The organism is Rhodococcus sp. OK611 (assembly GCF_003050885.1).
In the GTDB taxonomy this organism is placed as follows: Bacteria; Actinomycetota; Actinomycetes; order Mycobacteriales; family Mycobacteriaceae; genus Rhodococcus_G; species Rhodococcus_G oryzae.
On record NZ_QAOZ01000001.1, the window covers coordinates 200,762 to 224,205 of the forward strand.

Sequence of the window (23,444 nt, forward strand, 5' to 3'; positions counted from 1 at the left end):
TACCGATGCCAAGCTCAACCAAGCCCGGCAGCACAACCGGAGTCGCGGGAACAGATCTCGCCGATTCACTGCTCAAGTTCGGCAAGCACTTCCAGCGCGGCGAGGCCTCCGAGGACCTGCGCACGCTCTACCAGATCGGCGGCCGCACGTCGGACGAGTTCTACCGCGATCGAATGTCCTACGACAAGGTCGTACGGTCGACGCACGGCGTGAACTGCACCGGTTCCTGCTCCTGGAAGATCTACGTCAAGGACGGGATCATCACCTGGGAGGCCCAGCAGACCGACTACCCCTCGATCGGCCCGGACAAGCCCGAGTACGAGCCGCGCGGCTGCCCCCGCGGCGCGTCGTTCTCCTGGTACACCTACTCGCCCGCGCGGGTGCGCTACCCGTACGTGCGCGGTGTGCTGCTCGAGATGTACCGCGACGCCAAGGAACGCCTCAAGGATCCCGTGCTCGCGTGGGAGGACATCGCGTCCGACCCCGAGAAGTCCAAGCGCTACAAGTCAGCCCGAGGCAAGGGCGGATTCGTCCGCGCCGAGTGGTGGGAGGCCGCCGAGATCGTGGCGGCCGCGCACGTGCACACGATCAAGAAGTACGGTCCCGACCGCGTCGCCGGGTTCTCGCCGATCCCGGCCATGTCGATGGTCAGCCACGCGGTCGGCACCCGGTTCATCTCGCTGATCGGCGGCGCGATGCTGTCCTTCTACGACTGGTACGCCGACCTCCCCGAGGCCTCGCCGCAGGTGTTCGGCGACCAGACCGACGTGCCCGAATCGGCCGACTGGTTCGACGCCGGTTACCTGATCATGTGGGGCTCGAACGTCCCGGTCACCCGAACCCCGGACGCCCACTACATGACCGAGGCCCGCTACCGCGGCCAGAAGGTCGTCGTGGTCTCGCCCGATTACGCCGACAACACGAAGTTCGCTGACCAGTGGCTGCCGGCGCGGCCTGGCACCGACGGCGCCCTCGCGATGGCGATGGGTCACGTGATCCTCAAGGAGTTCTTCGTCGAGAAGAACACCGAACGGTTCACCGAGTACGTCAAGAAGTACACCGACCTGCCGTACCTGATCACGCTGGACGAGCGGGGCGACGGGTACGTGCCCGGAAAGTTCCTCACCGCAGCCGATCTCGGTGACTCCGAGGAGGGCGCCGAGCACAAGACGGTGCTGCTGAACGCGGAGACCGGTGAAACAATCGTCCCCGGCGGCTCGCTTGGCCACCGGTTCACCGAATCCGGCAAGGGCCACTGGAACCTCGATCTGCACGGCGTCGACCCGCTGATGACCATGCACGAGGACCAGGAGATGGCGGCCAACGCTGTCGCCGTGGACTTTCCGCGCTACGACACCTCCACCCCGGGGGTGCTGCGCCGCGGTGTGCCCACCCGGATGGTGGCGGGCAAGCGCGTGACCACCGTGTTCGACCTCATGCTCGCCCAGTACGGCGTCGGACGTCCGGACCTCCCCGGAACCTGGCCCGCCGGCTACGACGACACCGAGGAGCCGTACACCCCGGCGTGGCAGGAGGGCATCACCGGCGTCTCGGCTGCCGCCGCGGCGCGCGTCGCCCGCGAGTTCGCCGACAACGCCGACCGCTCAGGCGGCCGGTCGATGATCCTGATGGGCGCGGGCACCAACCACTGGTTCCACTCCGACCAGATCTACCGGTCCTTCCTCACCCTGACCATGCTCACCGGCTGTCAGGGCGTCAACGGCGGCGGCTGGGCCCACTACGTCGGGCAGGAGAAGTGCCGCCCGGTCACAGGTTGGGCGACACTCGCATTCGGCTCGGACTGGTCCCGGCCCGCCAGGCAGATGCAGGGCACGATCTTCTGGTACCTGGCCACCGACCAGTGGCGCTACGACCCCTTCACCGCCGAGGTGATGTCCTCACCGCTGGCGAACGGCACGTTCGCGGGCCGCACCGCGGCGGACAACATCGCCCTCGCCACCCGCCTCGGTTGGATGCCGAGCTACCCGACCTTCAACCGCAATCCCCTCGACCTGGCGGACGAGGCGGACCGGCTGGGCAAGAGCGCGGCCGAGCACGTGGTGGACGGCCTCAAGACCGGTCACCTGCAGTTCGCCGTCGAGGACCCGGATGCGCCCGAGAACTTCCCGCGCTGCCTCACGGTGTGGCGCTCGAACCTGCTCGGCTCGTCCGCGAAGGGCAACGAGTACTTCCTCAAGCACCTGCTCGGAGCCGATTCGAACCTCAATGCCCGCGATTCCGAGGGCATTCGGCCCGAGGAGCTGATCTGGCGGGACGAGGCCCCCGCCGGAAAGCTCGACCTGCTCACCACGCTGGACTTCCGGATGACGAGCACCACGCTGTTCTCCGACGTCGTGCTGCCAGCCGCCACCTGGTACGAGAAGCACGACCTGTCCAGCACGGACATGCACCCGTTCGTGCACGCCTTCTCCCCCGCGATCTCCCCGCCCTGGGAGACCAAGACCGACTTCGAGGCGTTCCACCGCATCGCCCGCGGCTTCAGCTGGCTGGCCGAGAAGCACCTCGGCACCAGGCGCGACATCGTCGCGATGCCGCTGATCCACGACACCAACGACGCCACCGCTCAGCCCGGCGGCCGGGTGCTGGACTGGAAACGCGGTGAATGCGAGCCGATCCCGGGCAAGACGATGCCGAAGATCGTCGTCGTCGAGCGGGACTACTCGGCGATCGCGGAGAAGCTCAGCGCGCTCGGACCGCTGGTCGAGGAGCTCGGCCTCACCACCAAGGGAGTCACCACCCATCCCACCGAGGAGGTCGAGTACCTGCGCGGTGTGAACGGAACGGTGCAGACCGGCGTCGCGGCCGGGCGTCCCTCGCTGGCAAAGGACAAGCACGCCTGCGAGGCGATCCTCGCGCTGTCGGGCACCACCAACGGACGGCTGGCCACCCAGGGCTTCGAGCACCTGCAGGAGCGCACCGGGACCGAGCTGGTCGACCTGGCCGCCGAGAACGAGGGCACCCGAATCCGTTTCGCGGACACCCAGGCCCGGCCGGTGCCGGTGATCACCTCGCCGGAATGGTCGGGGTCGGAGACCGGCGGCAGGCGGTACTCGCCGTTCACCATCAACACCGAGCGGCTCAAGCCCTGGCACACCCTCACCGGCAGGCAGCACTTCTACCTCGACCACGACTGGATGGCCGAGCTCGGTGAACAGCTGCCGATCTTCCGTCCGCCGCTCGACATGACGGCGCTGTTCAGCGAGCCCGCGGTCGGCGAGACCCACGGAAACGGGGTCGGCGGCACCGTCACCGTCCGGTACCTCACCCCGCACTCGAAGTGGTCGATCCACTCGGCGTACCAGGACAACCTGCACATGCTCACGCTCTCGCGCGGCGGCCAGTCCATCTGGATGTCCGACGTGGACGCGGCCAAGATCGGTGTGGCGGACAACGACTGGATCGAGGCGAGCAACCGGAACGGCATCGTCGTCGCCCGCGCCATCGTCAGCCACCGGATGCCCGAGGGCACCGTCTTCATGTACCACGCCCAGGATCGCGCGGTGGACGTGCCGCGCACCGAGCGCACCGGGAAGCGCGGCGGTATCCACAACGCGCTGACCCGGCTGATGATCAAACCCTCGCACCTGATCGGCGGCTACGCCCAGCAGTCCTTCGCGATGAACTACCACGGCCCGACCGGCAATCAGCGCGACGAGGTCACCACGATCCGCCGCCGCGACCAGGAAGTGACGTACTGATGAGAGTTATGGCGCAGATGGCCATGGTGATGAACCTGGACAAGTGCATCGGCTGCCACACCTGCAGCGTCACGTGCAAGCAGGCCTGGACCAACCGTGGCGGCGTCGAGTACGCCTGGTTCAACAATGTGGAAACCCGCCCCGGCCAGGGCTATCCGAGGCAGTACCAGGACCAGGAGAAGTGGAAGGGCGGCTGGACGCTCAACAAGCGCGGCCAGCTCACGCTGCGCACCGGCTCCCGACTCAAGCGCCTGCTCAACATCTTCGCCAATCCCGACCTGCCGACTGTCTCGGACTATTACGAGCCGTGGACCTACGACTACGAGAACCTGCTGGCCTCGCCCGCCATGGACACGGTCCCGGTCGCACGCCCGAAGTCGCTGCTCACCGGCGAGGACACCAAGGTCACCTGGGGTGCCAACTGGGACGACGACCTCGGCAGCGGACCCGAGCAGGTCGGCAAGGATCCGTTGCTTGCCAAGGTCTCCACCAAGGTCAAGCTCGAGTTCGAGCAGACGTTCATGTTCTATCTGCCCCGCATCTGCGAGCACTGCCTGAACCCGGCCTGCGCGGCGTCGTGCCCGTCAGGAGCGATCTACAAGCGCTCCGAGGACGGCATCGTGCTCGTCGACCAGGACAAGTGCCGCGGCTGGCGGCAGTGCGTCACCGGCTGCCCCTACAAGAAGATCTACTTCAACCACAAGACCGGCAAAGCGGAGAAGTGCACGTTCTGCTACCCCCGGATCGAGGTCGGCATCCCGACCATCTGTTCGGAGACGTGCGTAGGCCGGCTGCGGTACATCGGCGTGATGCTCTACGACGCCGACGCGGTGCTGGAGGCCGCCTCGGTCACCGATGACAAGGATCTCTACCCATCCCAGCTGGGCGTGTTCCTCAACCCCCACGACCCGAGGGTGGTCGCCGAGGCCGAGCGGGCGGGCATCTCCGCCGAGTTCATCGAGGCCGCGCAGAACTCCCCGGTCTACAAGCTGATCGTCGACTATCAGGTGGCGCTGCCCCTGCACCCGGAATACCGCACCATGCCGATGGTCTGGTACATCCCGCCGCTCTCGCCGATGGTCGAGGCCCTCTCGGACACCGGCCACGACGGCGAGGAGGCCGACAATCTGTTCGGCGCCATCGACTCGCTCCGCATCCCGGTCGAGTACCTGGCCGAACTCTTCACGGCGGGCGAGATCGGGCCCGTGCGCGCCTCCCTGCAGCGTTTGGCGGCGATGCGCGCGCACATGCGCCGGGTCAACCTGGGCGAGCCGACGCGGCCCGAGGTCGCGAACGCGGTCCGGTTGACCGAGACCGAACTGGAGTCGATGTACCGCCTGCTCGCCATCGCGAAGTACGAGGACCGGTACGTCATCCCGAACGGGGCGGGCTCGGACGCCCACCGGCTCGACGCGCTCGCCACCGGGTGCAGCCTCGAGGGCGACGGCGGGCCGGGCATGACCGCGTTCGACGTGATGGCCGACAAGTTCCATCTCACCGAGCAGGCCGTCGACACCAATTCCGGTGCGGCCCCGGACAACAAGTCCGGCCGGATCAACCTGCTCAACTGGGACGGCAAGAGCACGAGGGGTCTGATCCCGGCCGCGGCGGGTTTCGGCACCGGGCCGGGCGCGGGCATCCCGACTCCGGGATCGGACGGCGCCTGATGGTCGCGCTCGGATTGCGCCGCAAGGTGTCCAACAAGTTCCGGCCAGGGGCGGAGGCGACGTTGTCCGAGCGGGACCAACGGGTCGTGTGGCGGATCGCCGCCCTCCTGCTGGACTACCCGACGGAGCAGACGCTGGGGATGCTCGGCGAACTGCGCGCGGCGGCCGAGACCGTGCCGGGGCAGCCGGGCGCCGACCTGGCTGCGTGCGTGGACTTCATGCAGCGCACGCCCCGGATCGAGTTGTCCTCGCTGTACGTCGAGACCTTCGACCTGCGCAGGCGCAGCAGTCTGCACCTGTCCTACTACGCGTACGGCGACACCCGCAATCGCGGAATGGCGCTGCTGCGCTTCAAGAACGCCTACCGCAACGGCGGCGTGACGCTGGGCGACCACGAGCTGCCCGACTTCCTGCCCGTGGTACTCGAATTCGCGGCGACGACCGATGCCGCGCGCGGCTGGCGGCTGCTTGTCGACCACCGCGCCGTGGTCGAGGTGCTCCGACTGTCGCTGCGCGACAGCGATTCCCCCTTCGCTCCCGTCCTGGACGCGGTCTGCGCGACCCTGCCGGAGCTCGACACCGACGACCGGCAGAAGGTGGCGAAGATGGCATCCGAGGGGCCACCCGAGGAAGCGGTGGGTCTCGACACCTACGCGCTCGACCCCGCATTGCACCCCGAGATGGGAGAACGACGGTGACCACGCTGATGTGGCTGACCCTGCCCTATATCGCCCTCACCTCATTCGTGGTGGGGCATGTCTGGCGCTACCGCAAGGACCAGTTCGGCTGGACCACCCGCTCCTCCCAGATGTACGAGAGCCGTTTGCTGCGCCTGGGCAGCCCGCTGTTCCACTTCGGCATCCTTGCCGTGCTCGCGGGGCACATCGGTGGCGTCTTGATCCCGGCCAGTTGGACGGAAGCGCTTGGCATCTCCGATCACACCTATCACCTGCTCGCGGTCGGGTTGGGTGTGCCTGCGGGAATCGCCACCGTCGCAGGCCTGTCCATTCTCGTGTACCGGCGGATCAGTGTTCCTGCCGTGCGTCAGTCCAGCAGCACCAGCGACAAGATCATGTACGTGCTGTTCATCGCCGTCATCGCGACGGGGATGTTCAACACCCTCGGCGAGAACCTGATCCTGGGCGACTACGACTACCGCTCGACGGTCTCGCCCTGGTTCCGCAGCCTGTTCACGCTGAACCCGCAGCCGGGCCTGATGGTCGGTGTACCGCTCAGCTTCCAGCTGCACGGGCTGACGGTGCTGGCGCTCCTGGCGATCTGGCCGTACACCCGCCTGGTGCACGTGTTCAGCGCGCCGATCGGATACCTGGGCCGGCCGTACGTGGTCTACCGGAGCAAGGACGTCAAGCGGCCCGGCGGCAACCGCTACGACAAGGCATGGGAGACGGCAAACCAGAACCGCGCGTGAACACTCACCGCCACACCGCCGAAAATGGCGCGGCATCGTCACAGATCAACTAGCGTTCGAGAAGCATCGGGGATCTGTGTTGATTTGAGCCAATCGCAAGTACGTGATCGGAAAACTCGACCGAACGGATGTGGATTCATGGCAGGAATTCGTGGACCTCGGCGCCGCCGCGGAACCGGGCCCCGTCGAGCGGCAGCGATCGCCGCGGTTGCGGCCGTCGGGATGGTTCTGGGCAACGGCACCTCGGCGGCAGTGGTCAACAATGCGAACAGCCTCATCGACGGCGCGGGTAATCGCGTCGAAGTCTCACAGGGTGACACCTTCATCAATGCCGTCCCGCCACTCGACAGCTCACCGCTGAGCCGGGAGTTCTTCCACAACGGCTACGCGCAGGTCACCATCGACGGCCCCACGGCAGCCAGTTTCACCGGCACCAAGCTGTCCTTCGGCTACCAGATCGGTTACCCGGTCGCGCTCACGGGCGCGTCGGTGCAGCTGAACACCCCAGGCCTCGGCTTCGAGCTCGAGCACACGGACGGCTTCGTCCTGGGAGGCGTCCTACCCGGCGGAGATCCGGCCGAGCTGGCCATCGCGGACGAGAACCGCGCGATGTTGGCCGGTGACATCATCCCGCAGCAGAACCTGATCGTCGACCTCGAACCCGGCGGCATCACCGATGTCCCGCTGGTCAGCGAGAAGGAGTTCGACGGCCCGGGGGCCAGGATCCGGCTCGCGGGTGTGCACGGCAGTATCTCGGGGGCCCTCGGACAGGTCACGCTCCGCCCCTACGCCCGGGTCGAGACGGCGTCCGGTGACATCGCGATGACCTACGGCGCGCCGGTGCCGCTGTAGGTCCGGACACAGCGCAGCACGAGGGCCGGGGGACGCGGGGTCGCGTCCCCCGGCCCTCGTGCTGCGCACCGGGCGGTCGGCCGCGAAACGCCGATCCCAATGCCCGCTAGGTGCCGTCCGACCGCTCCCCTACCCTGTTCACGATGAGTGATTCCGGAACGTCCAGCGCGGGCCAGCGCGACGCGTTCGCGCGCGACGACCGACTGCGGTTGTTCGCGTTCACGAACGCGGAGAAGCGCGCAGAGTACCTGTGGGTACTGCGGGCGTTCGACCATGCAAGGGCGAACTATGTCGTGCTGCTGCACGCGGGCGAGATCGCCGAGATCCTCGGCAGGATCGCGGGCGACGACCAGGCGGGCGGTGCCGGCGGGCGGCTCGCCGCCGACGAGATCACGCCGCTGCTCGAGCAACTGCACCTGTGGGGTGTGCTCGAACGCAGCTACGATGGCAGCCGGGCGGCCACCCTCGCGGAATACCGCAACCGGCACTTCGTCTACCAGTTCAGCCAGGCCGGCTACCTGGCTTTCCGGGCGGTCGAGGACGTGCTCGGGGCCCGGCTGGAGGACTCCGCGCTCTCCCGCCTCGCGCTGCCCGACCTACTGGCGGACATGCGGGAACTGGCCGAGGCGAACCGGGCCGCGGACAGCGACCTGATCTACCGCAAACTCAGTCGGCTCGATGCCACGTTGTCGGACATGGCGACCAGGGCGGCCCAGTTCTACCTCACCCTCGGTGACCTGGTGCGCACCACCGAGATCACCCCCGAATCGTTCCTCGCGCACAAGGACGCACTGCTGACCCACATGCGTGAGTTCAGTTCCGACCTCGCCCGCTACGCGCCGAAGCTCGCGGAGGCGATCGCGGCCGTCGAGGAGACCGGCATCGACCCTCTCATCGCCCGGGCCGCCACCAGCGACGAGCGGGTTTTCCTGGCCCTCGGCGAGCGCGAGGAAGACTGGAGATCCCGGTGGTCGGGCCTCAAACACTGGTTCGTCACCGAAGCGGGGGTCAGCGAATCGGACCGGCTGCGGGAGGGCACCATGAGCGCCATCGCCGCGGTGCTCTCGCTGCTGCGCCGCGTCACCGAGACCCGCAGGGGCGGGGTGAGCCGGGAAAGCCAGCTGCGGCACCTGGCAGGCTGGTTCGCCGCGGCACCGACCGAGGACGCGGCGCACGCGCTGTACCAGGTCGTGTTCGACCTCGGCAGGCCGCGGCACCTGTCGATGCTGCACCCCGACGCCGACGTCATCCCCGAGTCTCGATCCTGGTGGGAGGCCCCTCCGGTGGAGATCTCCCGCACCCTTGCCGAGACCGGCCGCACGCCGTCGCCCGGACTGCCCGGACGCGTCCAGCGCAACGACGCCAGCGTCCGCCGCCTGCGTGACGCACAGCTCGCCGGGCAGCGGGCCCGAGCCACCGCGGCCAAGTCGCTGGCCGCCGGCGGGGTTTACGACCGGGTCCTCGACGAGCAGGAGACGGAGGTGCTGTTGAGCCTGCTCAACGCCGCGCTGACCGCGCGGGTGCCGGTGAGCGGTCGGGTCAACAGCTCGACCGGTGCGGAGAACGGGGTCCGGTTGACGCTGCGCCCGCACGACGTGTCGACCACGGTGGAGACCGCCCGTGGCAGGCTGCACCTCGACCGGCTGCAGGTGAGCGTGCAGTGAGAGCGCGCGAGATCCCGCCGCTGGCCCTCGACTCCTATCAGCGGGCCGCCCGGATAATCCTGTCGAATCACCTTGTCACGCAAAGCTATCCGGACCGGATCGCGCTTCCGCTGCTCCGCCGATGGGCCACCGAACTGCGTGAGGACCTCCTCGAACTGTTCGGCTACCGGCTCGAGGTCACCGAGACCACAGCGCGGCTGTTCACGGTGGCCGACCGGCTCGACCCGACGGCCGCGGCCAGGACCACCAACGACCGAACCTTCGACCGGCACCGCTACGCCTACCTCGCGCTGTGCCTCGCGGCGCTGGGGCGGGCCGGAAACCAGATCACCCTGTCGGAGCTGGCGGACCACGTCGCCGCCGACGCGGCCCAGGTCGACGGTGTCGACCTGTCCACCGAGCGGTCTGCCGACCGCGACGCGTTCGTCGACGCTGTCGGCTGGCTGGCGGCCAGGGACGCCATCACGCTCGCGGACGGGGACGCCGGCGGCTGGGCCGCCAACCCCAGCGCGGGTGAGGCGCTGTACGACATCGACCGCTCCGTCGTTGTCGCGCTGTTCCGGCCGCCGCGCGCACTCCAGCACCTGACCTCGATCAGGGGCCTGCTGTCGGGATCGGAGGCCCAGGCGGCCGACGAGGACGGGTACTCACCCGACCGGTCCACGGACCTACGGGAGACGGCGAGGCGCGTGCGCCGTTCGTTGGTGGAGCGCCCCGTGGTCTACGCGGACCAACTCGACGACGACGAACGTCTGCAGCTGGCACTGCCAAGGACCGCGGCGGACGTCGAGGCACTGACCGGCCTTGTCGCCGAGCGGCGGGCCGAGGGCATCGCACTGATCGACACCTCCGGTCGCATGTCGGACCTTCGCTTCCCCAGCACGGGAACCGTCGCCCAGGTGGCCCTGCTCCTGGCCGGCGAGATCGCCGATCGGGTGCTCGACCCCGATGCGGTCCAGCTCGTGCGGATGCCCGTGCCCGAGGCGCGGACGAGCGACCTCATCGCGCAGCTCGACAGCGCCATTCCCGCAGGAGGCATCTTCCACGGGCTCGCCGAGCGCACCGCCGAGATCCCGGTTGCGGAGGGCGGCGCAACCGAGTTGTTCCCGTTGATCGAGGACAGCTGGATCCGGCACACGGTCGAGGACCTGATTCGTCGCTACGGCAGAACCTTCGCGGCGCAGTGGCAGGCCGACCACGACGGACTGAGGCATGAGGCCGTTGCGGTGCTGGACAAGCAGCGGTTGGTGCGGCGCACGTCCGGCGGCGTGCTGGCGCTGCCCGCGCTGGCGCGCTATCGCGGCGTCGTCGTGAACATCCGCGACCGGGCCGGCCAGCCGCAACTGTTTGCAGACGACCCCGAGTCGGTCGCCGTGCAGGCTCCGGTCCTGGCCCCCCAGCCCCCGTCCGAACCCGTCCCCAGTGACCAGTAGAGAAGTAGAGGCAGAATTCGCATGGCAAGCGCGCGCTTTCGCCCGACCCGGGCCGGGATCATCAACCTCTGGGACTACCGGGACCAGGAGTTCTCCTTCGCCGACGGCCGCCTGGTCCTGCGCGGGCCCAACGGTTCCGGCAAGACCAAGGCGCTCGAGGTGCTCTTCCCGTTCGTGCTCGACGGTCGCATCGAACCGCGGCGGCTGAACCCGTTCGCGGGCGAAGAGCGCACCATGAAGTCGAACCTGCTCTACCGCGGTCAGGACAGCGCGCACTCCTACGTCTGGATGGAGTTCGCTCGCGGATCCCAGGCGGACCCCGAGGCGGTCACCGTCGGCATCGGGATGCGCGCCACCCGGCAGAACGACAAGGTCACCCGGTGGCATTTCGTCGCGGACGGGCGGGTGGGCGTCGATTTCTCCCTGCTCGGCGACGACGACCGCCCGCTGACCAAGCGGCAGCTCGCCGATCAGATCGGCACCGACGCGATCACCGACCGGCCCACCGACTATCGGGCCGCGATCGATGCCCGGCTCTTCGGCCTCGGCGCCGAACGCTACGACCAGCTGATCAACCTGATCCTCACCCTGCGCCGGCCGCAGCTGGCGAAGAACCTCGACCCGAAGGGACTGTCGCAGGCCCTCACCGACGGTCTGCGCCCCCTCGATTCCCAGTTGGTGCTCGAGGCAGCGCGCTCGTTCAGTGACATGGAAGAGGTCGGTCGCGCGCTCGAGGGTCTGGCCGCCGCGGACCAGGCCGCACAGGGCTTCGTCACCGTGTACACCAAGTACCTCCGCCAGCAAGCCCGAGCGGACATCGAGCAGGTGTCGAGGCGGCTCGAGGCGGTCGACCAGGGCGTCCTCACGCTGTCCGAGGCTGCCGGTCTACAGGAGCAGCGGCGGAAGGATCGGGTCTCGGCACAGGCACGGTACGAGGCCGCCGAGCACGAACTGGACATGGCCAAGGCAGAGAAGGATGCGCTCGAGCAGTCCAACGCCTACACCGGCAAGCAACAACTCGACGACCTCGCCGCGGTCGTCGCCGAACTCAAACAGTCCACCGACAAGCAGTCCGACAAGGCACAGAAGGCGCAGGCCAGCCTCGAGCAACGCGCCGACGACGCCGCGAAGTCCGCCGCCGCGGTCACCAGGACGTTGGAGACCCTCGCCAGGTCGGAGGACGAATTGCAGTCCGCCGCAGAGGATGCCGGGATCGCGTGGACTCCGCTGCCCGCCACCGCACGGGCCGATCAGATCACCGCCGCCGTGCGCGGACACGCCGAGGAGCGTGACGGCGACGTGCGGACCGTGCGGGCCGCGGTGGCCACAGTCGAGAAGGCACAGACCGAGCGGGAGCGGGCACAGCACGCTGCGGACCGTGGACGCGAGCTGCTCGAGTCCGCGACCGCCGCGGTGTCCGAGGCGGAGGCCGCGGCCGCACTGGCGCGCAGCGAATGCGCCGCCGCGGTCCGCTCGTGGTGGACTGCGAACTCCCGCCTGTACGCGTCGATTGGCGTGAACAGCGACCTGTTCGTCGCGCTGAACGACACTGTCGCGGAAATCGGGGACGACGACGCCTCCGGGTTTGCCACGGTGCTGAGCGAGCACACCGAGGATCAGATCGAGACAGTCCGCTCCCACCGCAGGCAGTCGGAGATCGAGGCCGAGCAGGCAGCCGCGATCATCGCCGAACTGACCGAGGCCAGGACCCGGATCTCCGCCGAACGTGACGACGCGCCACCCGGATTCGCGGCGCGCACCGGCTCCCGCGAGGGCCTGGTGGGGGCGCCGTTGTGGCGCCTGGTGCGCTTCGCCGACAACGTCGACGAAGCCGAAGCGGCGGGCGTGGAAGCTGCTCTACAGGCCGCGAACCTGCTCGACGGCTGGGTATACGGCGGCGACGGCACCCCGCCGGATGCGGAGTCGGAGCAGTACCTCTCCGCCCTCGCCAAGAATCAACGACCGTCCGGTCCGACCCTCGCGGACGTGTTGCTCGTCGAACCCGAGGCGGGCGTCCCCGAGGACAGGGTTGCCACATTGCTGTCCTCGATCGCGCTGCGACGCGACGCGGCGGCACCCGGGACGGGCGTCGCGGTCGGGGTGGACGGCCGGTTCTGGCAGGGTGTGCAGCAGGGCAGGCACGTCAAACCCGAGGCGGAGTACATCGGCGCGACCGCCCGCGCACGCCGCAGGCAGCAGCGCCTCGCCGAGATCGACGCCGCGCTGGATCAGAACCGCCACGCCGAGGACACCGCACGCGCCGCGCAGCTGGCGGCGAGCGAGCTGCTCGCCTCGCTGGCAGCGGCCGCGAAGTCCTTGCCGCGCACCGCGGCCGTGCACAGCGCACTCCGCGCGGTTGCCGTTGCGGCGGGCGCGCGGCGGACCCGCTCCGAGGCGGCGGCCGCTTCCCAACGCGAACTCGACCAGGCCATCGCGGACCTGAGCACCAAGGAGAAACAGCTGCGGGCAACCGCGGTCTCGCACCGCACCCCGAATCAGGCACGGGACCTCGATTCGCTGGCCGCGGCAATCCGGCACTTCGAGAAACAGGGTGACCTGGTACTGCGCTGTAGGCGGGATCGGGAGAAGGAGCTCGAGCACCAGTGCGAAGCGGACGACCGGCACTCAGAGGCCCGCGACGTCGCCGAGGAGTTCGCCGAGGAGACCGCAGTCGCCCAGGAGAAGCTGGCTCAGCAGATCCAGCGCCTGGCCACGTTGCGCGACGCACTCGGAGCCTCGACGGAACAGATCGACGCAGACCTCGAGCGGGCTCGGGCACGGATCGAGGCCTGCACCGGCGAGCAACGGGCGGCACGAAAGGCGCACGAGTCCGCGGTCGAACAGATCGGCAAGGCCGAGGGCGCGTACAACACCGCCGTAGAGGCACTCCGGAGCGCCCTCACCGAGAGTCGTTCGGACGCCGACCGTCTGGCCCCGTACGCCCGGCGCGACCTCCTCGAACTCCTCGGGGTCTCCGGCGGCCACTCGTGGCCGGCCAGCGACGCGGCCTGGCTCAGCACGGATCAGTTGCTGTACACGATCGAGGGGAATCCGGGTGAGCGCGGCGCGGTGCTGCCCCCGGAGGTCGACGCCCTCTATCGCGCGATGTCCGGCGCGACGGAATCGGTGCGGGTGACCGAGAGCGCGGGAAAGTCGACGCGGACTGCGCTCACCGCCGCCCTGCAGGACTTCGACGCTCAACTCGCCTCCGCGGGCCAGGACTATCGCCTGCAATGGGACGCACCCGACGGGGTGACCACCGTTCAGGTGCAGGACGACCAGGGCCACTCGTCGATCGGCGAGTTCGCGGCCCGGATCCGCCAGGCCCGACAAGATCAGGAGCTGCTGCTCACCGAGGCGGAACGGCGAATTCTCGAAGACGCCCTGCTGACCGGTCTGGCGCAGCAGATCCACGAGCGCACGGTCGACGCCCGTGACCTGATCGCACAGATGAGCGCCGAGATGCGCGAACGCCGTATGTCCTCCGGCAACACCATCGGAGTGCACTGGGTGCTGGCCGACAACCTCGACGAGAGCTCGAGGGCGATCTCGAAGCTGCTCGACCGCGATGCCTCGGCGCTCGGCCCCGATGAACTTGCCACCATGCGAGCGCATTTCGCGACACAGATCCGGATTGCACGAGCTGCGCATCCGGAGCGCTCCTACCCTGAGATCCTCGAGGGCGCGCTCGATTACCGTCGATGGCGCGTCTTCTCCTTCACGCTCATCGGAGGCGACGGCAGCGAGGATCGGCTCACGGTGGCTCGGCACGGGGCCCTCTCGGGCGGCGAGCAGTCGGTGTCGCTGCACCTGCCGCTGTTCGCGGCCGCACACGTGATGCTGTCCTCGGCGGACCCGCACTCGCCACGACTGCTCGGCCTCGACGAGGCGTTCGCCGGAGTCGACGACAACGGCCGCAGCGAATTGCTCGGCCTCAGTGTGCAGTTCGATCTGGACCTGTTCATGACCGGATACGACCTGTGGGTGACCTATGCCGGGGTGCCGGGATGCGCGCACTACGACCTGGCTCATTCGACCGCGGAGCAGACCGTGAGCGCCGCCCTGTTGGTGTGGGCCGACGGTGAGCTGCTCGCCGAGCACGACGGCAGCGACCTCGCGGCCGCGCTCGGGTCGCCGCTGCGGCGCCGGGTCCTCACGTCGGCAGAGGGCAGCCTGCAGTTCGCGGAGGTGTGAGCATGGGTCGCTGGGAAGGAACGCCCGAGTTGGAGGTACTGCTCGGCGCGGCGCGAAAGAGCCTGGAGGGAAACTGGCTGCGGGTGGAGGGGCCGATCAATGTCCATGCCTCCCCGGACGCACCGAATCTCTACCAGCTTTTCCCCGCGATCCGTGGGGGTCGTCCGCAACGCTCGAAGACCTTCAAAGTCGAGCTCGTGGAACTCGATGAATGGTTGCGCCGACCACTCAATGGTGGACGTTCGCTCCTCGACACGTTGGCCCCGTTGCGCAACCTGAAACTGGACAGGGCGGAGTCCGAGGCATATCGGGACAAGGCCGAACGCGAGGTGCGCGACATCCTGGGTGACGGCGCTTACGAACCGTGGCTCGAATGGCTCCGAAAGCGCGGCGCCCTCACCCGGTATGCCCAGACACGGGTGTTGCTCGACGCCGCTCGAGTGCTCACCCGACTCCCCGCTGCCGGTATCTCGCTGACCGAACTTGCCGAGGCCGCGACCGGCAACACCAAGGCGCTGAGCAAGGGTCCGATCGAGGGCCTGGTGCTTCGCGCGCTCGCGACGGAAAGTGCTGAGCCCTATCCAGATTCCGCCGAGCAGAGGCGGGCACTATGGGAGTCGAACGGCGTCGCCCCGGACACCCTTTCAAGTCAGGTGATCGGCCTGGGCCTGCGTTCCCGCGACGACCACTTTGTCGGACGGTGGATGAACGCGTGTGCCGATGCGGGTGAGCCATTCGTTGTCACGCTCGACCATCTGATCCGCCATTCGGTGAAACTCACCGGCGCACCGGTCTACGTCTGTGAGAATCCGGCAGTCCTCGCCGCTGTGGGACGATCCCTGGGTTCGCGCGCGCCTGCGATGATCTGCACCCAGGGCCTGCCATCTGCCGCGGCACGACGCCTGCTGGACGCGGTGCCCGGACCCATCCACTGGCGGGGCGACTTCGATTGGACCGGAATCCGCACGACAGCGGACGCGATGAAGCGGTACCGCGCGACACCGTGGCTGATGGATGCCGCAACCTATCGCGAGGCACTGGGCAGGGGCATGTCGGAGAAATTCAAGGACAAGGATCGCCCCTGCCCGTCACCGTGGGACCCGGATCTCTCCGTGGCGATGCTCGACGAGGGGACAGCCGTCATGGAGGAGCGCATCATTCCCGAACTGCTCAAGGACCTTTCGGTCAGGGGAGCTCCCTGATCACACGGCAGGGGTTGCCTGCCGCGAACACCCGCGGCGGCACGTCCTTGGTCACCACGGAGCCCGCGCCGATCACCGTGTCGTCCCCGATGCTCACGCCGGGACAGACGATCACTCCACCGCCCAGCCAGACGTTGTCGCCGATCACGACCGGCGCGGCCGACTCCCACCGCTGCCGCCGCGCCTCGTGGTCCTCCATCGGGTGCAACGCGGTGAGCAGCTGGGCACGGGGGCCGATCGACACGTCGTTCCCGATCGTGATCGGCGCGCAGTCCATCAGGATGGCGTCGTAGTTCAGGAAGCTGTTCGAGCCGATCGTGATCAGCGATCCGTAGTCGCACTGGAATCGCGGCATGATCCAGGACCCCTCGCCGATCGAGCCCAGGAGCCGCGTGAGCAGGTCGAACCTCAGCGAATCCTCATCGGCCCCAGTGGCATTGAACTGATCGAGCAGGCGCTGGCAGGCCTTCCGCTCCGCGACCAGGTCGGCGTCGCTGTCGCGATAGAGCTCGCCACGCAGCATTCGATCTCGTTGTTCCCCCATGACGCCGACCCTAGCCGACGGCACGGGGTGCCGGTCAGCGCAGCGAGACCCCGAGCAGTCCGTCGACGGCGTCCGCGAGCGCGCCGGGCGCCGAGGCGTCCGAGCCGCCGTGGTCCACGGCCCACCGGGCCCAGGCGTCCACGGCGTCGATCGCCTTCGGGGTGTCCAGGTCGTCCGCCAGATGCTGACGCAGCCGGGCGATGGTGTCGTCCGCGGACTGCGCCGACCCCAGCGCGGCGGCTCGACGCCACAGCGCGAGACGCTTCTCGGCCTCGGCGAGCACGTCGCCCGTCCAGGCCCGGTCGGTGCGGTAGTGCCCGGACAGCAAGCCCAGCCTGATCGCCATCGGATCGACGCCCTCGCCGCGCAGCTTCGACACGAACACCAGATTGCCGCGGCTCTTCGACATCTTCTCGCCGTCGAGGCCGATCATCCCGGTGTGCACGTAGTGCCGCGCGAATCGACGGTCCAGCACAAGCGATTCGGCGTGCGCGGCCGAGAACTCGTGGTGCGGGAAGATCAGATCGCTGCCGCCACCCTGCACGTCGAAGCCCGAGCCGATCCGGTTCAGCGCGATCGCGGAGCACTCGATGTGCCAGCCCGGCCTGCCCGGACCGAACGGCGACGGCCAGGACGGCTCGCCCGGTCGCTCGGCGCGCCAGACCAGCGCATCGAGCCGGTCCTGCTTCCCGGCCCGCTCGGGATCTCCCCCGCGCTCGGCGAAGAACCATTCCATGGTGTCGCGGTCGTACCCGGACTCGTAGCCGAACTGCTCGGTGGCGTTCGCCCGGAAGTAGACGTCGGGGTACTCCTCGTCGTCGACCACGTACGCGGCGCCCGCGGCGAGCAGTTTCTCGACCATCTCGACGACCTCGTTCACCGATTCCACGGCGCCGATGTAGTCGCGGGGCGGCAGCACCCGCAGCGCCTCCATGTCCTCGCGGAACAGCGCCGTCTCCCGCATGCCGAGCACCACCCAGTCCTCGCCGTCACGGGCAGCGCGCTCGAAGAGCGGGTCGTCGACGTCGGTCACGTTCTGCACGTAGTGCACGTCGTGCCCGCCGTCGCGCCAGAGGCGATTGACGAGGTCGAACGTCAGGTAGGTGGCCGCGTGCCCGAGGTGCGTGGCGTCGTAGGGGGTGATCCCGCACACGTACATGGTGGCGGTCTCGCCCGGGGTGACGGGCCGGACCCGGCGGTCCGCGGTGTCGAAGAGCCGCAGCGGCGGCCCCTGACCGGGAACGGAGGGAACGGCTGTGTCGGACCAGGACTGCATACGGACGAGCCTATCGGAGGGTCAGAAGTCGCCCGGAACGCGTTCCCGCTAGAACGCGGGCCACGGGATCGGCCGGTGGTCCCCGGGCAGCGGCATCACCGGGTCCGCCAGCATGCCCTCGGTCCGAGCCACCAGCGCGTCGACCTCGTCGCGGGTGATGTGCTGGCGCAGTCGGTCGGCCAGCGGGCCCCGCAGGCGCTCGGCGAGGGCCTCGACGTCGACGAGCAGTGCGCCGGTTACCGGCTGACCGGCCCAACCCCACAACACGGTGCGCAGCTTGTCCTCGCTGTGCAGGCAGATGCCGTGGTCGACGCCGTACACCGAACCGTCGATCCCCTCCAGCGCATGACCGCCCTTGCGGTCCGCGTTGTTGAGCAGGACGTCGAGCACGGCCATCCGCTGCAGACGGGGGTCGTCGGCGTGCACCAGCGCCACCTGCTCGCCGTCGCCGTCGTACGCGAGGAGCACCTCGAACCAACCGGCAGGCACCTGATCCGGCGGGCAGATGTCGACCAGCGCCATCCGCTCACCCAACTCGCCGGTCGGTTCCGGGGTCTCCACCCAGCGCTGCACCATGCCGGGGCCGTACGGCCCGTCCCGCAGGATCGTCTCCGGGATCACGCCCCAGCCGAGCGCCTCGGAGATCAGGTAGGACGCGACCTCGCGGCCGGCGAGGGTGCCGTCGGGAAAGTCCCACAGCGGCCGCTCACCGCGGATCGGCTTGTAGACGCAGCGGACGCTCTGCCCGTTCGTCGTGGCCTCACAGACCAGTGTGGCGTTGCTGGCGCTGACGATCCGACCCAGCACTGACAGTTCGCCGGTGTGCAGCAACTCGGACTCCTCGTCCAGGACGTGGTCGGCGGTCAACGGCTATTCCTCTTCGGGTAGTTCGTCGATGCGCTCGAAGTTCGCGCCGCGGCGGTAGCCGTTGGTGCGGATGCAGACATGCCCCTCCGGGGCCAGCGGCTCGCCGCACAGCGGGCACGGCGCGCGCCCTGCCGCGATCACCCGCACGGACCGCAGCGCGAACGCCCTGGCCTGCTCGGGTGTCAGGAAGACCCGGACGGCGTCCGGCCCGTCCTCGGCGTCGTCGAGGACCACGGACTCGTCGAACTCCGACTCGCTGACCGCCAGCAACTCGACGACCACAGAACCGGCATCCGCATCCCAGCCGAGGCCCATCGTGCCCACCCGGAACTCGGCATCGATCGGCGTCATCAACGGGCTGAGGTCCTCGAGCTCGACGTCCTGCGGCGGCACGGCCGTGCCGAACCGGCGGTGGACCTCGTCGAGCAGCAGCCCCATCCGGTCGGCCAGCACCTGCACCTGCTGCTTCTCCAGCAACACGCTGATCACGCGGGACTCGTGGATCGCCTGGAGATAGAAGGCGCGGTCACCTGGCTCGCCGACGGTTCCGGCGATGAATCGATCAGGGGTGCGGAAAACGTGTATTGCTCGGGACATCAGCACCTCCGTCTGGTCGAGTGGTCGTTATCTGTGATTATCCGCCTACCCCTACCTTCCCACCTCGCCGCCGGGAACGGCATCCGACGATCCGACACCGGCGGGCTTGGCGGGCGCGCTGCCGTTGAGTCCAGACAGGTCGCCGGTGTCGTTCATCCGCAGCACGAACGGTCGGGTCGCGGTGTAACGCACCACGCTGACCGAGGCCGGGTCGGCGACTATCCGCTGGAACCCGTCCAGATGGGTGCCGAGCGCATCGGCGAGCACCGACTTGATGACGTCGCCGTGCGTGCAGGCCAGCCAGAGCACGTCCCCGCCGTGTTCCTCGGCGAGCCTGGCATCGTGCGCCCGGATCGCGGCGACCGCCCTGGCCTGCACCTGCGCCAGGCCCTCGCCGTCGGGGAAAACCGCGGCGGATGGGTGCTGCTGCACCACCTTCCACAGCGGCTCCTCCAACAGGTCCTTGATCGCCTGTCCGGTCCACGTGCCGTAGTCCACCTCGATCAACCGCTCGTCGGCGATCGGGTCCAGGTCCCGGTCCCGCGCCAGCGGCTCGACGGTCCGTTCGCAGCGCAGCAGCGGGGAGCGAACGATCGCCGCGAGCGGCACGCCCGTGAGCCGATCCACCACCGCGCGGGACTGCTCCCGGCCGCGATCGTCGAGATCGACGCCCGGTGACCGGCCGGCGAGCATGCCCGAGGTGTTGGACGTCGACCGTCCGTGCCGCAGCAGGATCACTGTCATGGGCCCAGCCTAGGTCGCGGAGATCACGCCCGTGCCCAGCAACCCGAACACCAGCAGACCCAGGATGATCCGGTAGCCCACGAACCAGTACATCGAGTGGTCGACCACGAACCGGAGCAACCACGCGATGGTGACGTACCCGATCACGAAGGCGATGAGGGTCGCGACGATCAGCTGGGCCCCACTGGCGTTGAGTCCCTCGCCCGCGGGCGCGAATGCGTCGGGGAGGCTGAACAATCCGGCCGCGGTGACCGCGGGGATCGCCAACAGGAACGAGTAGCGAGCGGCGGCCTCACGGGTGAGACCGAGGAACAGGCCTGCGCTGATGGTGCCGCCGGAGCGTGACACGCCTGGGATCAGGGCCAACGCCTGAGCCGAGCCCATGATCACGCCGTCCTTGAGCGTGAGCTGTTCGATCGGCCTGCGCTTGCGCCCGTAGTACTCCGCTGCGGCGATCACCAGCGCGAAGACGATGAGCATGCTCGCGACCAGCCACAGGTTGCGAGCCCCGGTGCGGACCTCGTCCTTGAAGATGAACCCGAGGATGCCGACCGGGATGGTGCCGACGATGACGTACCAGCCCATCTTGTAGTCGTGATCGCCGCGCTTGTCCGGGTCGAACAGGCCGCGGAACCAGGCCACCGCGATCCGCCAGATGTCCCTGGCGAAGTAGACGAGCACCGCGGCCTCGGTGCCGAGCTGGGTCACCGCGGTGAAGGAGGCACCCGCGTCGGTGTCCCAGAACAGTTCCGACACGATACGAAGGTGGCCGGAGGAGGAGATCGGCAGGAATTCGGTCAGTCCCTGGACCACTCCGAGGACGATGGCCTGCAGCCACGTCATCGATTCCACGATCACAGGCCGACTCCCGGGGACACGTACACGCGGCAAAGAAGATTCACGGGAGCGACCGTACCCGGCGCGCCCTCTGCGCGCGCACCGCGCGGCACCACTACGCTCCCCTTCTTGTGGTGATCGAATTATGAGGCAGCGCGCGGTCGGCGACAGCGGACTCCGGGTGTCCCGCATCGGACTCGGCACGCTCGGGTGGGGTCGGGACACGGACGGCGTCGAGGCCGCGGCCCAGCTGATGGGTTTCGCGGAATCCGGTGGCACCCTGGTCGATTCGGCACCGTTCTACGGCGACGGCGTGTCGCAGCGGATCCTGGCGGAGCTGCTCGACGACGTGGTGCCGCGCAACCAGCTGGTGTTGAGCAGCAGCGCGGGCATCCACCCCGGCCCAGAACGCCTGAACTGCTCGCGACGCGCGCTGATCGGTCAGCTCGACGCGACCCTCAAGGAGCTGGGCACCGACCACCTCGACCTGTGGCAGGTTGCGACCTGGGACCCCTTCACCCCGGTCGAAGAGGTGGCCTCGGCCCTCGAGTTCGCGGTCGCGACCGGGCGGGCCCGGTACGTCGGGGCGCGCGGCCACCTGGGCTGGCAGCTGGCCACCGCGGCGGCGGGCACCAAGCTCATCGCCACCCAGGCCGAGTACTCGCTGCTCGCGCGCGGGGTGGAGGACGAACTGATCCCGGCCGCGGACCACCACGGCATCGGCCTGTTGGCCGCGGTCCCGCTTGCGGGCGGCGTGCTCACCGGCAAGTACCGCGACGGCATCCCCGCCGACTCCCGCGGCGCCACCGAGACCGGCGCGGACCTGGTCGTCGGGTACCTGAACGCCGACCACACCGCCCGGGTCGTCGAGGCCGTCGTCACGGCAGCCGACGGGCTCGGGGCCTCCCCGCTGGCCGTGGCGCTGGCGTGGGTGTGCGACCGGCCGGGGGTGGCGAGCGCGATCGTCGGTGCGAGGGACTACGCCCAGCACACCGGCGTACTGGCGGCCGAGGACCTGGAGCTGCCCGCGGCGATCGCCGCGGCCCTCGACGACGTCAGCGCCTGACCGCCCCCTTCCTGCGCGCAGGTGCTCTTTGGTCGCTCCGCAGGCTGCGCTCCGGTGCTCCCCGGTCGCTCCGCAAGCTGCGCTCCGGCGACCTACGCTGAAGGGGTGCCGCCCCCGTCGATACCGCAGGCCGAGCTCCACAGCCGGTTCGCCCGCGCGAGCCGGTTCGCCCGCGCGCGCGTCGCGACGCTGGCCACGGTCGGGGCCGAGGGCCTGCCGCACCTGGTGCCGGTGGTCTTCGCGATGGCGGGCGGGCTGATCTACACGGCGGTCGACGACAAGCCCAAGTCGACGCGACGGCTGCGGCGGCTCGACAACATCACCGCCACCGGGCGGGTCAGCCTGCTCGTCGACGAGTACGCCGAGGACTGGTCGCAACTCTGGTGGATCCGCGTCGACGGCGCGGCGCGCGTGCTCGACGACGACGCGCAGAGCCGGATCGGCATCGACGCGCTCGTACGGAAGTACGTGCAGTACACGGCGTCTCCGCCCGGGGGTCCGGTGGTCGCGATCGATCCGGACCGATGGGTCTCCTGGTCAGCCCTGGACACCCGATCTACTAGGGCAGGCTAACCTAGGATGAATTGCGCTTCCGAAGAGCTACAGGAGTAACGATGACAATGCTCGATTCCGGTGTAGACGCCGCGGATGATGCGACCGGATTGGCCGAGCGGATCAGGACGCAGACCGACGCTGCGCACCGCCAGACCGAGCAGTCGCGCTTCGTCGGAGATCTCCTCGCGGGCAAGCTGACCAGTGCCGGATATGCGGCCCTGCTCGGCCAGACCTACCTGGTCTACCTCGCGCTCGAGGAGGCGGGCCGCGCCCAGGCATCGAACCCGATCGTGGCGGAGTTCCTCGGCGACGAGCTCCTGCGCACCGAGGCACTCGAGGCCGACCTGGAGTTCCTGCTCGGCGCGAACTGGCGAGACGAGATCACCCCGTTGCCTGCCACCACCCGGTACGTCGACCGGCTCCACGAGATCGCGTTCGACTGGCCCGCCGGCTTCGTCGCGCACCACTACATCCGCTACATGGGCGATCTCTCCGGCGGACAGATCATCCGCCGGATGCTCGAGCGCGCCTACGGCTACACCACCGACGGCCTGCGGTTCTACATCTTCGACCAGATCGAGAAGCCCAAGCTCTACAAGGACGCCTACCGGGGCAAGCTCGACGCCGCGCCGCTGTCCGCGGACGAGCAGCAGCGTCTGATCGACGAGGTGATCCTGGCCTACCGTCTCAACGGAGATCTGTTCGCGGACCTCGAGGCCGAGATCGAGAGCTACCTCGTCAAATGAGCCGACTGCTCGGCGCTCGGGGCGTGCGATTGCTGGCCATCGCGCTGGCCGC

At 68.9% G+C, this 23,444-nt stretch carries 18 protein-coding genes; 12 read left to right on the forward strand and 6 right to left on the reverse strand.

All coding sequences use genetic code 11. The features are described from left to right. Positions 1–5: 5 nt before the first annotated feature. The 9 genes from C8K38_RS00735 (at position 6) to C8K38_RS00775 (ending at position 16,160) form a co-directional block, all read left to right on the forward strand. A complete protein-coding gene (locus C8K38_RS00735; RefSeq protein ID WP_097209780.1) occupies positions 6–3,719 on the forward strand; it encodes a nitrate reductase subunit alpha in 3,714 nt (1,237 codons plus the stop codon). Then, entirely contained in the window at positions 3,719–5,386 is a 1,668-nt protein-coding gene (gene narH, locus C8K38_RS00740; RefSeq protein ID WP_257016960.1) for a nitrate reductase subunit beta, read from the forward strand. Before C8K38_RS00735 ends, narH begins: the two co-directional genes overlap by 1 nt. Then, positions 5,386–6,084, forward strand: coding sequence for a nitrate reductase molybdenum cofactor assembly chaperone (narJ, locus tag C8K38_RS00745; RefSeq protein WP_097209782.1), 699 nt, complete (start codon positions 5,386–5,388; stop codon positions 6,082–6,084). The genes narH and narJ overlap by 1 nt, the downstream gene beginning before the upstream one ends. Then, positions 6,081–6,815: a respiratory nitrate reductase subunit gamma gene (gene narI / locus C8K38_RS00750; RefSeq protein WP_097209783.1), complete on the forward strand. Its 735-nt coding sequence runs from the start codon at positions 6,081–6,083 to the stop codon at positions 6,813–6,815. Before narJ ends, narI begins: the two co-directional genes overlap by 4 nt. A gap of 138 nt (positions 6,816–6,953) precedes the next feature. Beyond that, positions 6,954–7,667: an MspA family porin gene (locus C8K38_RS00755; protein ID WP_097209784.1), complete on the forward strand. Its 714-nt coding sequence runs from the start codon at positions 6,954–6,956 to the stop codon at positions 7,665–7,667. A 143-nt stretch (positions 7,668–7,810) separates the two neighbouring features. Then, complete coding sequence (locus C8K38_RS00760; RefSeq protein ID WP_097209785.1) at positions 7,811–9,331, forward strand: TIGR02677 family protein; 1,521 nt, start codon at positions 7,811–7,813, stop codon at positions 9,329–9,331. Next, positions 9,328–10,764, forward strand: coding sequence for a TIGR02678 family protein (locus tag C8K38_RS00765; RefSeq protein WP_097209786.1), 1,437 nt, complete (start codon positions 9,328–9,330; stop codon positions 10,762–10,764). Before C8K38_RS00760 ends, C8K38_RS00765 begins: the two co-directional genes overlap by 4 nt. A gap of 21 nt (positions 10,765–10,785) precedes the next feature. Then, on the forward strand, positions 10,786–14,958 hold the full coding sequence (locus tag C8K38_RS00770) for a TIGR02680 family protein (protein ID WP_097209787.1): 4,173 nt from the start codon (positions 10,786–10,788) through the stop codon (positions 14,956–14,958). 29 nt (positions 14,959–14,987) lie between these two features. Continuing rightward, entirely contained in the window at positions 14,988–16,160 is a 1,173-nt protein-coding gene (locus C8K38_RS00775; RefSeq protein ID WP_181320851.1) for a TIGR02679 family protein, read from the forward strand. Here the strand turns inward: C8K38_RS00775 and C8K38_RS00780 are convergent. Genes C8K38_RS00780 through C8K38_RS00805 form a run of 6 tightly spaced genes read right to left on the reverse strand, consistent with a single transcriptional unit; the run spans position 16,144 to position 21,043 of the window. Further along, on the reverse strand, positions 16,144–16,704 hold the full coding sequence (locus C8K38_RS00780; protein ID WP_097209789.1) for a sugar O-acetyltransferase: 561 nt from the start codon (positions 16,702–16,704) through the stop codon (positions 16,144–16,146). The genes C8K38_RS00775 and C8K38_RS00780 overlap by 17 nt on opposite strands. Before the next feature lie 34 nt (positions 16,705–16,738). Then, on the reverse strand, positions 16,739–17,980 hold the full coding sequence (gene mshC / locus C8K38_RS00785) for a cysteine--1-D-myo-inosityl 2-amino-2-deoxy-alpha-D-glucopyranoside ligase (RefSeq protein ID WP_097209790.1): 1,242 nt from the start codon (positions 17,978–17,980) through the stop codon (positions 16,739–16,741). Between the two features lie 48 nt (positions 17,981–18,028). Then, positions 18,029–18,847: an SCO1664 family protein gene (locus C8K38_RS00790; protein ID WP_097209791.1), complete on the reverse strand. Its 819-nt coding sequence runs from the start codon at positions 18,845–18,847 to the stop codon at positions 18,029–18,031. A gap of 3 nt (positions 18,848–18,850) precedes the next feature. Further along, positions 18,851–19,444: a DUF3090 domain-containing protein gene (locus C8K38_RS00795; protein WP_077043673.1), complete on the reverse strand. Its 594-nt coding sequence runs from the start codon at positions 19,442–19,444 to the stop codon at positions 18,851–18,853. 51 nt (positions 19,445–19,495) lie between these two features. Beyond that, the gene (locus tag C8K38_RS00800) at positions 19,496–20,188 is read right to left on the reverse strand and encodes a histidine phosphatase family protein (RefSeq protein WP_097209792.1); all 693 of its coding nucleotides are present in this window, start codon (positions 20,186–20,188) and stop codon (positions 19,496–19,498) included. A gap of 9 nt (positions 20,189–20,197) precedes the next feature. Continuing rightward, the gene (locus C8K38_RS00805; protein WP_179800416.1) at positions 20,198–21,043 is read right to left on the reverse strand and encodes an undecaprenyl-diphosphate phosphatase; all 846 of its coding nucleotides are present in this window, start codon (positions 21,041–21,043) and stop codon (positions 20,198–20,200) included. A 127-nt stretch (positions 21,044–21,170) separates the two neighbouring features. Between C8K38_RS00805 and C8K38_RS00810 the strand changes: the two genes are divergently transcribed. The 3 genes from C8K38_RS00810 (at position 21,171) to C8K38_RS00820 (ending at position 23,392) form a co-directional block, all read left to right on the forward strand. Then, entirely contained in the window at positions 21,171–22,091 is a 921-nt protein-coding gene (locus C8K38_RS00810; RefSeq protein ID WP_097209793.1) for an aldo/keto reductase, read from the forward strand. Between the two features lie 105 nt (positions 22,092–22,196). Further along, on the forward strand, positions 22,197–22,664 hold the full coding sequence (locus tag C8K38_RS00815) for a TIGR03668 family PPOX class F420-dependent oxidoreductase (RefSeq protein ID WP_257016966.1): 468 nt from the start codon (positions 22,197–22,199) through the stop codon (positions 22,662–22,664). Positions 22,665–22,705: 41 nt separating this feature from the next. Next, a complete protein-coding gene (locus C8K38_RS00820; protein ID WP_077041613.1) occupies positions 22,706–23,392 on the forward strand; it encodes a biliverdin-producing heme oxygenase in 687 nt (228 codons plus the stop codon). Positions 23,393–23,444 lie beyond the last annotated feature (52 nt).